Raw genomic sequence first — 14,721 nt, 5'->3', positions numbered from 1 at the left:
ACACTAGCCCTCTCCCCGGGGGAGAGGGGACCGATACGGGGATATTGACGAGATACATCGACCTGAAAGTTCGGCTTTGAATCCATAATCGACACGATTTTTCAGGTCGATGTATAGCGCAAAACAACTCGGTCAGTCCCCTCTCCCTCGGGGAGAGGGCTAGGGTGAGGGGAAAGCAGACGCCGCCGATCAACCAGCTAATTCAGCCTCACGCACCCGCGCCCAATCCTCCACCAACCGCGCCGGCGTGCAGCAAGTCTTGCGCTTGTAAACAAAATTCCGGCACTTCTCGGCAAACTGATTGCGGTTGTAGAGCATGTCTTCCTGCATCTCTTGCAGCTCGCTTTCACGGCATTGGCGAATCAACTCATGATCGACCCGCAGCTTGCGCTCACGCACCGCCGCATACGTCGGATCGGTCAGTGCCGCGTTTGCCCGTTGTAGCAGCCACAGCGAGAACTCGTCCGGGCAGCGCGGGCCGATTTCCTGGACCATCCCCAGTTGCAGCGCCTGGGCAGCGCTGACCGGCAGGCAGGCCTGGGTCAGTTGCTCGGCCATGGCCGGGCCGACGGCGCGGGGCAGGCTGTAGGTCCAGTATTCCGAGCCGTACAGGCCCATGCTTTTGTAATGCGGGTTGAGCACGATGTCGGCGCGGGCGAACACGATGTCAGCCGCCAGGGCGAGCATCACACCGCCGGCACCGGCATTGCCGGTGACCCCGCTGACCACCAGTTGCCGTGCGCTGAGCAATTCAGCGCAGACATCATCGATGGCCTGGATATTGGCCCAGGCTTCGGCGCCCGGATCTTCGGCAGCCTGAATCACGTTCAGATGCACACCGTTGGAAAAGCTGCCGCGCCCGCCCTTGACCAGCAGCACCTGCGTGTCGCGGGACTTGGCCCAGCGCAGTGCTTCGACCATGCGTTGGCACTGCTCGGTGCTCATGGCGCCGTTGTAGAACTCCAGCGTCAGCTCGCCGACGTGTCCGGACTCCCGATAGCGGATCGGCTGATAGGCCTCATCGCTGAACGGTGCGTTGGCAATCGACCAGTCCAGCACCGGCACATCCGCCAATTGCCCGGCCAGCACATGCCGCGCCGGACGCTTGAAGGTTTCCTCGCCCGGTTGCGGTTTGCGTCGCAGCGAGCCGATCCACAGGCTGTGATCACCGGTCGCCACCAGCACCGCATCGTCGTGCACCGCGAGGATTTCGCCGGGGATGCCGGTGCGCTGGTCGAGGTGCGCGTCATACACGTAATACTGGCCGCCGGCGAGGCTGGCGAGTACGCCGGGCTGGCCGTCCGCTGCATCGATGCAGCGCTTGATGAAACGCGAGCAGTCGTGCCAGCTGAAGGTGCGGTCGTCCTGTTTCATGTTCGGTTGCAGGCAACCGCGAACCTTGGGATCGGTGTAATCCAGGGGCACCGGGACGAAGCCGTCGATGAATTTTTCCACCACTTCGCGGATGCAACGGATCGCCGCGTCGCTGACCCGGCCGTTGTACAGCTCGGATTTGCGCAAGCCTGCCGGCAGGTTGAATTCGCAGGTGGCCCAGACCGGGCCGGCGTCCATTTCTTCCACCGCTTGCAGCGCGGTCACGCCCCAGGACGGCAGCTCGCGCATGATCGCCCAGTCCAGCGCGCTGGCGCCGCGATCACCGACGATGCCGGGGTGAATGATCACCACCGGGCGTTGCGGGTTGCTCCACAGCGCATGGGGAACGCGATCCTTGAGGAACGGGCAGATCACCAGGTCGGCACCGCTGTTTTCGATCTGCTCGCACACGGCGGCTTCATCGGTAAACAGCACCACGCTGGGCGAGTGGCCCGCCTGACGCAGGTCCAGCCAGGCGCGTTGGGTCAGACCGTTGAACGCCGAAGACAGAAGAATGATGTTGAGTGATCGCATGATTGCTCTTCCTTGAAAGGTCAGCCGCAGGCTCCGGTGAGCCGTCCGTGGCTATCGATGGAGGCGCAAGGTTAGAGAGTGGCGTGGCGGGCGCCACTGATCGAGATCAACGTTGTGTCAGCCAATGTTGCCGTGGCGACCAAACGCCTTATGTCCAATGGTTTGCTTATCCTGATTTTTTATTACTTCAAATGTCCGCGACGCTATTGCACAGTCGCAGCCCTGATCAACGCCGGACGATCCCGGCGTATCCATGGATTTTCGCAGCGGGTGGAGCCCGTTTCAGGGAGTAAGGCATGGGGAGTCACAACCCGCATTACCAGCTCATCGGGCAAATGTTCCAAAAGGACTACCGATGGTTATGCGCCGCAGTCAGCCGCACCCTCGGCTGTCCGCACAGCGCACAGGACATTGCTTCGGAAACTTTTCTGCGGGTACTGGCACTGCCCGATCCGCTGGCCATTCGCGAACCCCGCGCGCTGTTGACCACGATTGCCCGGCGTCTGGTCTACGAAGGCTGGCGCCGGCAGGATCTGGAGCGTGCCTATCTGCAAAGCCTGGCGCTGGCGCCGGAGCCGGTGCATCCATCGCCCGAGGAACGGGAACTGGTGATCGAAGCGCTGCTGGCGGTGGATCGCCTGCTCAACGGTCTGTCGGCCAAGGCCAAGGCTGCGTTTCTCTATCATCAGCTCGATGGCCTGACCTATAGCGAAATCGGCGAGCGCCTCGGTGTCTCCACCAGTCGGGTGCAGCAGTACATGGTCGAAGCCTTCAAACGTTGCTATCAGGCGATGCAAGCATGAGACCGGACGAAACGCTGATCGATGAGGCCGCGCAATGGATGGCGTTGTTGCAATCGGGGGATGTCAGCCTGCAAGAGCGCGCAGCATTCGACGCCTGGCGTGCAGCGGATCCACGGCATCAGCAGATCATCGAGCAGATGGGCGGCGGGCTGAGCCTGTTGCGCCATGCGAACCTGCGCGGGCTGCCCCGTGAGAGTGTGCTGCACAGCCTGAATGCGCCCTCCAGCAGTCGCCGCCGATTCATCAGCGGCAGCCTGAGCGTGCTCGGCCTCGCGGTGTTGACCGGGTTGCTCGGGCGACGTTATGGCTGGTTGCCCGAGGCCGGCGAGTTGTCGACCGGAACAGGCGAGCGACGTGAATTCATGCTGGAAGATGGCAGCACCTTGATGCTGAACGCCCGCAGCCGCGTGGTGCCGCGATTCGACAGCGCAGAGCGTCTGCTGGCCCTGCGCAGCGGGGAACTGCTGGTCGATGTGGCGAAAAATCCGGCCCTGCCGTTTGTGGTCGAAACCGGACACGGGCGGATGCGCGCCCTCGGTACGAAATTCCTGGTGCAGCGCGCTGAGGATTCGACGCGGCTGGTGATGCTGCATTCGCAGGTCGAAGTGGTCACTGCCGGCGGCGCGCGGCAAGTGGTGGAGGCGGGCGAAAGCCTGTTGTTCAACGAACGGGAAATCCTCGCTCTGGAACGCAGCAAAGGACAGGAAAGTGCCTGGGTTCAGGGACGTCTTGAAGTGCGCGACCGCCCCTTGAGCGAAGTCATCGACAGCCTGCGCAGTTACCGTCGCGGGATTCTCCACCTCAGCCCCGAAGTCGCCGGTCTGCGCCTCAGCGGCCTCTATCCGCTGGACGACAGCGACCGCACCTTGCAGTTGCTCGAACGCTCGCTGCCGATCCGCGTGATCTGGCACAACCCGTACTGGGTCAGCATCGAAGCGCGGTTATAAATCCATAACTTCCCGGTCTATCCGCCCCCCTATAAAAAGCGCCGGCCCGCTGCTCATTCCCTGCAGACGCCTTCAACAGGGAAGCCCTCGATGTTCTCATTCAAACAACAATCAACCCGTCTGACGCTGGCCGCCGCGCTGGCGATGGGCATCGTTCCTTCGGCCGTTCTGGCGCAAGACGCCGCCACTCAGGTGTTCACGTTCGACATCGCCCCGGGAGCGCTCGACGAGGTGCTGCTGGACATCTCGCGCCAGACCGGCGTGCCGATTTCCTTCAGTCAGAATCTGGTGCAGGGCAAGCGCAGCAGCGCGGTTCGGGGTGCGTTGGGTGGCCGGCAAGCCGTAGAGAAAGCTTTGCTCGGCAGCGGACTGCAAGTGGAGCAGGGCACTCAGGGTTTGAGTATTCGCCAGGCCGACGCGCCAAGCGCCGCACCGGTCAAGGCTGCCACCGTGGTGCCCGCCAGCAGCGCCGATTACCGCATGGAAAAAGTCACGGTCACCGGCTCGCGGATCGCCCGGGCGCAGAGCGATGGCGCGACCCCGGTCAACGTCATCACCCACGAAGAAATGGAAGCTCGGGGCTACAAGAACGTTTACGACGCCCTCGCCACGCAAACCCAGAACACCGGCATGACCCAGGGCGAAGACTACGGCAACACCTGGCAGCCGGCCGCCAGCGCCCTCAACCTGCGCGGGCTTGGTCCGAATCACACACTGGTGCTGATCAATGGCCGGCGGGTCGCCGATTACCCGACACCTTACGACGGCAAGGTCAACTTCACCAACCTGGCGAACATTCCTTCGGCGATCATCGACCGCATCGAAATCCTCAGCAGCGGCGCTTCGGCGATCTACGGTTCGGATGCGATTGCCGGGGTGGTGAACATCATCCTCAAGGACAAGATGAATGGCGTCGACGTGAACCTCAAGGGCGGCACCAGCGAACGCGGTGGCGGTGACAATCAACGGTTGCAGATCAGCGGCGGCGGCAGTTGGGGTGACTTCGACGGCCTGTTCGGGCTTGAGCTGACCAATCGCGATCCGATCTGGGCCGATGACCGGGGCTTCATGCAGAGCGGACCGCTGGCGGATGTCGGATACCGTCGCGACCTGAGTAATAACCGGTACCTGGGACCAGGCTGCGGTGCTTATCAAGGCACGTTCGACAACAAGCTGTTCAACAATGGCGGGCGCTGCCGCACCGACCAGATGTACAACGATTACTGGACGATCCAGACGCAAAAGGAAAACTACGACGGCTACAGCCGCGGCACCTGGCGTTTCAGCGACAGCGGTCAGGTGTTTGCCGACCTGATGTATGGCCTCGATCACATCCAGAACAACACCCGCGGCCCGACCTTCACGTCGCCGGACTTCATCAACCAGAACAGCGGCAATCTGGAGCGTTGGTATCGCCGCTTCGGTGAAGAGGAAATCGGCGGCCGTACCAGCAACAACAGCAAGTGGCGCGATACGTCATGGACAGGAACCCTCGGGCTGTCGGACAAGATCGCCGACACCGGCTGGCACTATGATCTGGCGGCCAATCGCTCGGAATACAAAAGCGTGCGCACCACACGCTACACGCCGCTGTCGTCGATCCAGGATTTCTACTTGGGCCCGCAGCTCGGTACACGCGGCGGCTACCCGGTATTTTCCCCGGATGCCTCGCGTCTCGACCGACCATTGACGCCTCAGGAATGGCAGCAGTTTCGCGGTGACTTGACCCAGAGCAGCAAGTCGGTGTCCACCAGCTACAACGCCTCGGTCAATGGCGATCTGTTTGACCTGCCGGCCGGCCCGGTCGGATTTGCCGGCGTACTGGAAGCAGGCAAACAGGAATACCGCATCGACCCGGACGACAGCCTCAACGATGGCAGTTTTTATGGCGTGACCCCGGCGCAAAGCTCTGGCGGTTCGCGCAAGCGCTACGCGGCGGGCGGTGAGTTCAGCATTCCGGTCACTGACACTGTGCTGGCGACAGCGGCGGGGCGTTGGGACCAATACAAGTTCAGTGGCCGTACCGAGCAACAGAAAACCTACAACCTCGGCCTGGAATGGCGTCCGATCACCAGCCTGTTGTTGCGTGGCAGTTACGGCACCAGTTTCCGCGCGCCGGATCTGAATTACATCTACCAGTCCGACAGCAATGGCTACTACCCGGCGCAGATCGACTACTACGGCTGCAGCCAGGGCGTGGAAGGCGCCTGTGATCGCGGGCGGGTCGACTACACCCAGAGCGGCACGGCGGATCTGGCATCCGAACGCGGAAAATCCTGGACTTACGGGTTTGTCTGGTCGCCGTCACGCAATTTCGATTTCTCCACCGACTTCTGGCGCGTGGAAATCGACGACCTGCTGACTACCGTCGACGAAAACCGCCTGTTGCAGGAGGAGAACGAATGCCGCAACGGCACTCAGGACATCAACTCGGCCAACTGTCAGTCCACCCTGGCACGCGTCGATCGTAATCCCGGTAATGCCGCCATTGATCCAAACCAGTTGCAGCGGGTGCGAGTGAACGCGATCAACGCCGCCAGCGAGCGGGTCAGCGGCCTGGATTTCAAGAGCAATATCCGCTGGGGCGCCGGGCAGTACGGCGCGTTCAGTTCGGCGCTGGGCTACACCCTGGTGCTGTCGCATTTTTACAAGGAATCCGACGAAGCCCCGACCCAGGACTTGCGCACTTCGCGCAGCAACTACGACTGGCGCAGCAAGGTCAACGCCAGCCTGACCTGGGATTATCAGAAGGCCACGGCAACGCTGATGGGGATTCGTTACGGCTCGGTGACCAACGGCGCCGGCGACGGGCGTCTGTCACCGTGGACGGTGTTCAACGCCAGTGCGCGCTATCGCTTGAACGAGCGGGCGAGTGTCGGGCTGACCGTCAACAACCTGCTCAATCAGGTCAAGCATGACGACTCGGCAGGCTGGCCGTATTACCCGACCGGCAACTACGACCCGTATGGGCGGCAGTGGTGGCTGGATGTGAGTTATCACTTCGGAGGTTAAGCATCTGCTTGCGGAACGTCCTACGGAAACAAGCGGGTTTTGCGTGAAAACGGGGATATTTCCGACGACTTTTTCAGGTTGGTCGTCGGAAGCGTGATCTATAGCATCGGCTGTGACATTGAAGTCGTAAACGGCCTGGACGTTCAGGCCATCTGATAATGGATGGATCATGCGTACTGCACACCTCGAATACGAAACGCCTGCTTATTCCACCTGCCATCAATGGCGCGCTGATTGTGCCAGATGCCCCATGGAGGACGTCGCGTTGCCCAGTGCAAAGGTACCCCGGTTGACGGGTTTGAAGAAGGTCGCGGGCAAGCCTGTTGAATTGCTCGTACATGGCCGGAACATCGGTGATGACGCCATGATGATCGTTCACCTTACGAATGAAGGCTTTGAGTTGAAAGACGTCGTCGACATGCTTTCAACCTCCGGGCTTTACCAGCAAGGCGACGTGGTCAAACTCATCACTGGCAAGTCGGTCAGAACGATCCGGCGACTGCTGAAAGAAGATGAACCGATACGGCTTGACCCACAACAGAGCGTCATCGCCTACCAATATGCATTGGTGCTGGAGCTGGCCATTCGGGCCTTCGGGGGGCAACCACGGGCGGAGGACTGGATGCAGAAACCCTCTACCTATTTTCACGGCCATGTGCCGCTGGAATTGACCCTGCATCCATTGGGTTTTCAGATGGTGGAGCAGTATCTGGTGCAGCTGATCTACGGGGTTTACCCATGAACCCCTTGCCGTGGGACAAACATTGGTATGCATGGCGGCTGGATCCCGAGGTTTACGGAGGTACGTGGGACAGCGGGATCGGATCGAAGCTGAAAGGCGGTCGATGGAATATTCCCGGACGACGCGTCGTCTACGCGTCAGTCGATCCGTCGTCGGCCATTCTGGAGGTGGCAGCCAACCGCAGTTTTGATGCCCTGGACCGCGAACCTTATGTATTGACGTGCTTTGAAGTCATCAGCGACGCGAAGGTAAAAATCGTGCAGCCCGAAGAGGTGCCGAACCCTTACTGGCTGAGCCCTGCACAGCCTTCACCCAATCAGCAATTGTTTGCCGACGCGTTGCTGGCCGAGCACCCGTTTGTACTGATTCCCTCGGCGGCAACCCGGCATTCGTGGAACCTGCTGGTGAGCTGCGATTTGGCGGAGGGGCAGTTCAGGATGGTCTCGCAAGAGCGGTTCGGGCTTGATACCCGTTTGCTCAAGGAGATGGTTTTGAGTTGATGAGTGGGCTTATCGATTTGCATAACCTCATCACCCAACGGTCTAAACCGCGCCCTATAAATCCCTGTTGGTCATCGCACATTCCTGCATAAACCAAAACGCAGGGATGGCTGTTCATGATTCGTTTTTCACCCGTTAGATCCCCGTTGAGCCTGGCCTTGCTGCTGGCGATCAACACGTTGCCGGCGATTGCCGCCGAAAGCAGTACTACAGAACCGACCACTCAACTGCAACGGGTCGAAGTGACCGGCACCGCGATCCGCCGGGTCGATGCCGAAACGGCAGTACCGGTCACCATCCTTCGGGTGGAAGAGTTGCAGAAGCAAGGTGTGACGACCACAGAAGAGCTGGTCAACCGCATTTCTGCCAACCAGTCCTCCGTGGGTTCAGGACGTTCGGTAGGGTCGAGCAGCGGCGGGGCATCTTACGCTGACCTGCGTGGTATCGGGCCGAACAAGACGCTGGTGCTGCTCAACGGCCGCCGCTTGAGCAACAACGCAACCAACGCCATCAATGGCTCCGGTGTGGACCTCAATACCATTCCGTTCGCCGCCATCGACCGGGTCGAAGTGCTGCGTGATGGTGCCTCGGCGCTGTACGGCACCGATGCGATTGGCGGGGTGATCAACTTCATCACCAAGACCAGCCTCACCGAGGGCCAGATCAGCACCAGCTACGACACGCCGACGCACTCCGGCGGCGGTGAAAGCCGTAACTTCAGCGGCAGTTGGGGATTCGGTGATTTGCAGGACGATCGCTTCAACGTCTTCGGCGTCGTGAGTTACGACAAGCAGCAACGCCTGGCCGCTGAAGATCGTGGTTACACCTACAACTACCAGCCGGGGCGAGGGCTCGATTACACCTCCGGCACGGCGTCGCCGGCCAACTGGAGCCAGGGCAGCAACGCTACCAACCCGTTGGCGGGATCCGGTTGCAATGCACCGGGCCTGCTGTCGCGTAACGGCATCTGCCGCCAGAGCCTTTGGAATTACCTGGATCTGGTGCCGGAAACCGAGAAGACCTCGGCCTTCGCCAAAGCCACCGGCAAGCTGTCGGACGATCACAACGTCAGCCTCGAATACTTCTGGGCGCGCAACGAAAACCGCACCCAGATCGGTCCCGGCACCCTGATGGGTAATCAGGTCAATCCCGGCACGGCGTTTTATCCGGGCAACGGCATCACCCCCGGGCCTAGCGGTTTTGCCCTTGATTCAACGCAGCCGGTGGACGTGAACTGGCGTGAAACGGCGGTCGGCGCCCGCCGCCACGAAGACGACAACACTGGTCAGCGCCTGCTGCTGAGTTTCGACGGAACGCTGGTTGGGTGGGATTACAACCTTGGCGCTTCGTACAACCAGAACAAAGTGGTCAACACGATCCGCAGTGGTTATGTGAATGATCGCGCCGTCAGCCAGGGGATCGCCAATGGCGTGATCAACCCGTTCGGCCCGCAAACCGCTGTCGGTTCAGCATTGCTGGCGGCCAACGCGGTGGACGGTGATTACGCAACTGCTGTGGGCCGGGTGAAGGCGATTGATGGCCGTGTCAGTCGCGAGATCGGTGACTGGTTCGGCGCCGGTCCATCGGCATTGGCGCTTGGCGGGGAGTACCGCAAGGAAGACTTCCATCAGGACTTCGCCGCGTTTGCCGGTGATGTGCAGAGCCTCGGCGTGGACCCCAACGGCAGCGTGTCAGGGGATCGCAGTGTCTCGGCGCAATATGCCGAGGTCAATGTGCCGGTGCTCGACAGCCTGGAGTTGTCCGCTGCCGTGCGACACGACAAGTACAGCGATTTCGGCAGCACGACCAACCCGAAATACTCGTTCCGTTTTCAACCGTTCAAGGAACTGGTGGTGCGCGGCGCTTACAGCGAAGGTTTCCGCGCACCGTCGCTGTATGAACTCTATAACCCGAATTTCACCACCTTCACCAACGCCAATTACAACGACCCGCGCCTGTGTGCCGGTGGCAATCCGAGCAACGGCGGCATTGCCAACCGCGACTGCGCCCAGCAGTTCAACCGCACCACGGGCGGCAATACTGACCTGAGCCCGGAAACCGCGCGCAACGTCACCGTAGGTTTCGTTTATCAGCCGTTCGATCGCCTGACCACCGGGCTGGATTTCTGGTGGATCAGCATCGCCAACCAGATCGCCGAATTCCCCGAGTCGGCGGTATTCGAAAACCCGGAACTGTATCCGGAACGCTTGATCCGCAAGCCTGACGGCTCCATCGATCACGTCGTCACCGGCCTGGCCAACCTCGGCAAGATCAAGACCAACGGCGTCGACGTGAGCTTCGACTATCGCCTGCCGAGCACGCCATACGGTGATTTCGGTATCGGCCTGCAAGGCACCTACGTCAGCCGTTACGAGTATCAGCAGCAGCTCAAGGGCGATTTCATCGACAAGCTCGGAGATTTTCGCGGGGGTGACTTCGCGTCGGCCGGCGCGGTGGCCCGCTGGCGTCACAGCCTGACCGGCAGCTGGAATTACGGCCCGTTCGGCGCGAGCCTGACCAACCGCTACACCAGCGGTTATCACGACTCGGACCGCGAGACCCACGACTACGTTGGCTCCTACAACGTCTGGGACGTGGCCGGCACCTACACCTGGCGCAAGACCCTGGCGGTGACGCTGGGGGTGAAGAACCTGTTTGACCGCGAGCCGCCATTCAGCAATCAGACCTACACGTTCCAGAGCGGCTACGACCCGAAATACGGCGACCCGTTCGGGCGCACGCTATTCACGCGGCTCAATTACAAGTTCTGAGAATGCCCAGACATGGCCGCTTTTAGTAACTCATCGTTCTAAAACCGGCCCTATAAAAAATGCCCGCCTGTTGCACAACACAATCAGGCAGGCACGCGGTTAAAGGATCTGCCCATGTTTTCCAGACTCACTTTGCTGGGCGTATGTCTTCTGCTGAGCCCTGCGATATTTGCTCAGCCTCAGCATGCCCTCACGGTCTACGGCGAAGCCCCGAAGTACGCCGCGGACTTCCAGCACCTGGCCTACGCCAATCCCGATGCGCCCAAGGGCGGTACCCTGCGGCGTTCTTCGCTGGAAAGCGGTCCGTTCGATCACCTGATTCCCTACGTCGAAAAAGGCACCGGCGTCGCAGAGATCGATGGCTGGCTCTACGCGCCACTGGCTTATCGCAGCAAGGATGAGCCCTACAGCGTTTACGGCCTGGTGGCGCAACGTATGGAACTGGACACGGATCGGCGCTGGGTGCGCTTCTATCTCAATCCAGCGGCGCGTTTCGATGACGGCACTTCGATCACAGCAGAAGACGTGCGCTACACCTTCGAGCTGTTCACCACACAGGGCAGCCTGAAGTATCGGCAGCAGTTTCGCGATGTCGCCGAGGTCCAGGTCGAGTCGCCAACTCAGGTGCGCTTCGTCTTCAAGAACAACGATAGCCGTACCTTGCCACTGGATCTGGCGGTACTGCCTGTTTTACCTGAGCACTGGTGGCGTACGCGGGACTTTGCCGAGGGTGGTGGTTTCGAGATTCCGCCCGGCAGCGGCCCTTATCGGGTCAGCGCGGTGGATGCCGGTCGCAGTGTGAAATTCCAGCGGGTTCAGGACTGGTGGGCCAGAGATCTGCCGGTCACCCGCGGGCTCTACAACTTCGATCAGTTGAGTGTGGAGTTCTTCGCCGACACCGATGTGTCGCGGCAGGTGCTCAAGGCTGGCGGCTTCGATTACAACCGCGAATTCTCCGCCACCAGTTACACCATCGGTTATGCCGGCGCAGCGCTGGAGCAGGGGAAGTTGTTGCGTGAACACCTCGCCCCCGGCGCGGCTCAAGGTGCCCAGGGTTTCGTGTTCAACCTGCAAAAGCCGATGTTTCAGGATCGCCGTGTGCGCCAGGCGATTGCCATGCTGTGGGATTTCGAATGGAGCAACCGGCAGATGATGCGCAGCATGTACCTGCGCCAGCGCAGTTACTTTTCCCATAGCGCGCTGTCGGCCACGCAATTGCCGGACGCCGAAGAGTTGAAGATCCTCGAACCCTGGCGCGGCAAGATCCCCGATGAGGTGTTCAGCCAGGTGTTCGAAGCGCCGCGCACCGACGGCAGCGGCAACATTCGTGCGCAACAGTTGCAGGCGTTGAAACTGCTGGCGGCCGCCGGCTGGAAACCCCGTGGCGATCAACTGGTCAACGCTGCCGGCGAGCCGTTGCAATTCACTTTTCTCAACGGCCAGAAAGGCTTCGAGCGTTTGCTGCTGCCGTTCAAACGCAACCTGGCGCAGATCGGCATCGGCTTCGATATCCGTCAGGTCGACACCGCGCAATACACCAACCGCGTGCGCAGTCGCGACTACGACATGATTGTCGTCGGCTATCCGGTGAGTCAGGCACCAGGGCGCGAAATGTTCAATTACTTCGGTTCCGACGGCGCCGAAGATCCAGGCTCCAACAACTACATGGTGCTGCGTGATCCGGCGGTGGATGCGTTGCTTGAAGGTGTGGTGCGAGCCGACAGCCGCGAGAGTCTTTTACACCATGCACGTGCCCTGGATCGGGTGCTGCAGTGGGGCTACTACTGGATTCCCAACTATTACCCGCCGGGCATTTCCACAGTGTGGTGGAACCGTTTCGGCAGGCCGGCGATTGCGCCGTTGTATGACGCCGGCCTCGACACCTGGTGGGAAATCAGTCCCACGGCGTTGACCGCCACTCAGGCGCAAAAACAGCAAAAGGAGTTCGCCCATGTGGGGTTATAGCCTGCGGCGTCTGCTGCTGATCGTGCCGACCCTATTCGCGATTCTGCTGGTGAACTTCGTGATCGTGCAGGCCGCGCCCGGTGGCCCGGTCGAGCAGGCCATCGCTCGTCTGCAGGGAATCGGTGTCGGCGGGGCGGTGGGCGCAAGCCATGTCGAAACCATTGGCGGTGAGTCCCGCGCGACCCGAGGCCTGGACCCGAAGCTTGTGGCCGATATCGAGCGTCAGTACGGCTTCGATAAGCCCGCAAGCGAGCGCCTGTGGCTGATGCTCAAAAGCTACGCGCAACTGGATTTCGGCAAGAGCTTCTTTCGTGGCGCGACGGTGACCGAGCTGATCTGGCAGAAATTGCCGGTGACCTTGTCATTGGGGCTGTGGGCAACGCTGATCACTTATCTGGTATCGATCCCGCTGGGCATCCGCAAGGCCGTGCACAACGGTTCGGCGTTCGATGTCTGGAGCAGCGCGGCGATCATCATCGGTTATGCGATGCCGGGGTTCCTGTTTGCGCTGCTGTTGATCGTGGTCTTTGCCGGCGGTACGGCGCTGGACTGGTTTCCGGTGCGCGGGCTGGTTTCGGATAACTTCGCCGAGCTGACGCTGTGGGGCAAGGTGGCCGATTACTTCTGGCATCTGGTATTGCCCGTCAGTGCGCTGGTGATCGGCGGTTTCGCGACGCTGACGATCCTGACCAAGAACAGTTTTCTCAACGAAATCTCGCGGCTGTACGTGGTCACGGCCCGGGCCAAGGGACTGAGCGAGCGGCAGGTGTTGTACGGGCATGTGTTTCGCAATGCGATGCTGCTGGTGGTCGCCGGGTTGCCCCAGGCACTGGTGACGGTGTTCTTCGGCGGCTCGCTGCTGATCGAGGTGATCTTCTCCCTCGACGGCCTCGGACGCCTGAGCTACGAAGCGGCGGTGTCGCGGGATTACCCGGTGGTGTTCGGTTCGCTGTTCATCTTCACCCTGTTCGGGCTCTTGATAAAACTGCTGGGCGACCTGTGCTACACACTGGTCGATCCGCGTATCGACTTTACGGCGAGGGCTGCCTGATGCTGACACTTTCTCCCATCGGGCAGCGTCGCTGGACGCAGTTCAAGGCTCATCGTCGCGGCTGGTGGTCATTGTGGCTGTTTCTCGCACTCTTCGGATTGAGCCTTGGAGGTGAACTGGTCGCCAACGACAAACCGCTGCTGCTGACGTATCAGGGCGAATGGCATTTCCCTGCGTTCAAACGTTATACCGAGCAGGATTTCGGCGGCGAGCTGCCATTTCAACCGGACTATCGCAGCGCCCAGGTGCGCGAGCTGATCGAGGGGCAGGGCGGGCGAATGTTGTTTGCGCCTATCCCGTTCGGTTTCGACACGGTCAATTACGACCTCACGGAACCGGCACCGAGCCCGCCCTCCGGCGACAACTGGCTGGGCACCGACGATCAGGCCCGGGATGTGCTGGCGCGGGTGATTTTCGGCACGCGGGTGTCGCTACTGTTTGCCTTGGCACTGACCACCGCCAGTGCGTTGATCGGTATCGCTGCCGGGGCCTTGCAAGGCTATTACGGCGGTTGGGTCGATCTGCTAGGGCAGCGTTTGCTGGAGGTCTGGTCAGGGCTGCCTGTGCTGTATCTGCTGATCATTCTGTCCGGGTTCGTCGAGCCGAATTTCTGGTGGCTGCTGGGGATCATGGCGCTGTTTTCCTGGCTTAGCCTGGTGGACGTGGTGCGTGCCGAGTTCCTGCGTAGCCGGGGGCTGGAGTACGTGAAAGCCGCACGGGCGCTGGGTGTCGGCGATGCGCAGGTGATCGTGCGGCACATCCTGCCCAACGCCATGAGTGCGACGCTGACGTACCTGCCGTTCATTCTTACCGGGGCGATTGCAACCTTGTCGGCACTGGACTTTCTCGGCTTCGGCATGCCGGCGGGCAGTGCTTCGCTGGGTGAGTTGATCGGTCAGGGCAAGACCAATCTGCAAGCGCCGTGGCTGGGCCTGACGGCGTTCTTTGTGCTGGCGCTGATTCTTTCATTGCTCGTCTTCATCGGCGAAGCCTGCCGTGATGCCTTCGACCCGAGGACTTGA

10 protein-coding genes are annotated in these 14,721 nt (G+C 61.0%); 9 read left to right on the top strand and 1 reads right to left on the bottom strand.

Features of this window, described 5'->3' with window-relative positions:
* Positions 1 to 189: 189 nt before the first annotated feature.
* Positions 190 to 1,908, bottom strand: coding sequence for a hydrogenase maturation protein (locus M5B98_RS03580; RefSeq protein ID WP_248741840.1), 1,719 nt, complete (start codon positions 1,906 to 1,908; stop codon positions 190 to 192).
* Positions 1,909 to 2,204: 296 nt separating this feature from the next.
* On the opposite strand from M5B98_RS03580, the gene M5B98_RS03575 reads away from it, so the two are divergent.
* The 9 genes from M5B98_RS03575 (at position 2,205) to M5B98_RS03535 (ending at position 14,721) form a co-directional block, all read left to right on the top strand.
* A complete protein-coding gene (locus M5B98_RS03575) occupies positions 2,205 to 2,711 on the top strand; it encodes a sigma-70 family RNA polymerase sigma factor (protein ID WP_085710106.1) in 507 nt (168 codons plus the stop codon).
* On the top strand, positions 2,708 to 3,658 hold the full coding sequence (locus tag M5B98_RS03570) for a FecR domain-containing protein (protein WP_248741839.1): 951 nt from the start codon (positions 2,708 to 2,710) through the stop codon (positions 3,656 to 3,658). The genes M5B98_RS03575 and M5B98_RS03570 overlap by 4 nt, the downstream gene beginning before the upstream one ends.
* A 90-nt stretch (positions 3,659 to 3,748) precedes the next feature.
* Positions 3,749 to 6,670 (top strand): TonB-dependent receptor, encoded by a 2,922-nt coding sequence (locus M5B98_RS03565; RefSeq protein WP_248741838.1) that lies wholly within the window; start codon positions 3,749 to 3,751, stop codon positions 6,668 to 6,670.
* Positions 6,671 to 6,920: 250 nt separating this feature from the next.
* Positions 6,921 to 7,412, top strand: coding sequence for an MbcA/ParS/Xre antitoxin family protein (locus M5B98_RS03560; protein WP_248742166.1), 492 nt, complete (start codon positions 6,921 to 6,923; stop codon positions 7,410 to 7,412).
* A complete protein-coding gene (locus M5B98_RS03555; protein ID WP_248741837.1) occupies positions 7,409 to 7,912 on the top strand; it encodes an RES family NAD+ phosphorylase in 504 nt (167 codons plus the stop codon). The genes M5B98_RS03560 and M5B98_RS03555 overlap by 4 nt, the downstream gene beginning before the upstream one ends.
* Positions 7,913 to 8,028: 116 nt before the next feature.
* Positions 8,029 to 10,683 carry a TonB-dependent receptor gene (locus tag M5B98_RS03550; protein WP_248741836.1) on the top strand — a complete coding sequence of 885 codons (2,655 nt, stop codon included), beginning with the start codon at positions 8,029 to 8,031 and terminating at the stop codon, positions 10,681 to 10,683.
* 114 nt (positions 10,684 to 10,797) lie between these two features.
* Positions 10,798 to 12,648, top strand: a complete 1,851-nt coding sequence (locus tag M5B98_RS03545; RefSeq protein ID WP_248741835.1) for an extracellular solute-binding protein — start codon at positions 10,798 to 10,800, stop codon at positions 12,646 to 12,648.
* The gene (locus M5B98_RS03540) at positions 12,635 to 13,699 is read left to right on the top strand and encodes a microcin C ABC transporter permease YejB (protein ID WP_248741834.1); all 1,065 of its coding nucleotides are present in this window, start codon (positions 12,635 to 12,637) and stop codon (positions 13,697 to 13,699) included. The genes M5B98_RS03545 and M5B98_RS03540 overlap by 14 nt, the downstream gene beginning before the upstream one ends.
* Positions 13,699 to 14,721, top strand: coding sequence for an ABC transporter permease (locus M5B98_RS03535; RefSeq protein WP_248741833.1), 1,023 nt, complete (start codon positions 13,699 to 13,701; stop codon positions 14,719 to 14,721). Before M5B98_RS03540 ends, M5B98_RS03535 begins: the two co-directional genes overlap by 1 nt.

Origin of the sequence: Pseudomonas sp. MWU12-3088 (assembly GCF_023242405.1) — a bacterium.
Classification (GTDB): Bacteria; Pseudomonadota; Gammaproteobacteria; order Pseudomonadales; family Pseudomonadaceae; genus Aquipseudomonas; species Aquipseudomonas kribbensis.
This window is presented reverse-complemented; position numbering and strand designations above follow the sequence as displayed.

Excerpts from the sequence above, each read along its gene's own strand:
- M5B98_RS03535 (WP_248741833.1), top strand. The coding sequence starts at position 13,699 with ATGCTGACACTTTCTCCCATCGGGCAGCGTCGCTGGACGCAGTTCAAG.
- M5B98_RS03555 (WP_248741837.1), top strand. The coding sequence starts at position 7,409 with ATGAACCCCTTGCCGTGGGACAAACATTGGTATGCATGGCGGCTGGAT.
- M5B98_RS03545 (WP_248741835.1), top strand. The coding sequence starts at position 10,798 with ATGTTTTCCAGACTCACTTTGCTGGGCGTATGTCTTCTGCTGAGCCCT.
- M5B98_RS03575 (WP_085710106.1), top strand. The coding sequence starts at position 2,205 with ATGGGGAGTCACAACCCGCATTACCAGCTCATCGGGCAAATGTTCCAA.
- M5B98_RS03565 (WP_248741838.1), top strand. The coding sequence starts at position 3,749 with ATGTTCTCATTCAAACAACAATCAACCCGTCTGACGCTGGCCGCCGCG.
- M5B98_RS03570 (WP_248741839.1), top strand. The coding sequence starts at position 2,708 with ATGAGACCGGACGAAACGCTGATCGATGAGGCCGCGCAATGGATGGCG.
- M5B98_RS03580 (WP_248741840.1), bottom strand. The coding sequence starts at position 1,908 with ATGCGATCACTCAACATCATTCTTCTGTCTTCGGCGTTCAACGGTCTG.
- M5B98_RS03560 (WP_248742166.1), top strand. The coding sequence starts at position 6,921 with ATGGAGGACGTCGCGTTGCCCAGTGCAAAGGTACCCCGGTTGACGGGT.
- M5B98_RS03550 (WP_248741836.1), top strand. The coding sequence starts at position 8,029 with ATGATTCGTTTTTCACCCGTTAGATCCCCGTTGAGCCTGGCCTTGCTG.
- M5B98_RS03540 (WP_248741834.1), top strand. The coding sequence starts at position 12,635 with ATGTGGGGTTATAGCCTGCGGCGTCTGCTGCTGATCGTGCCGACCCTA.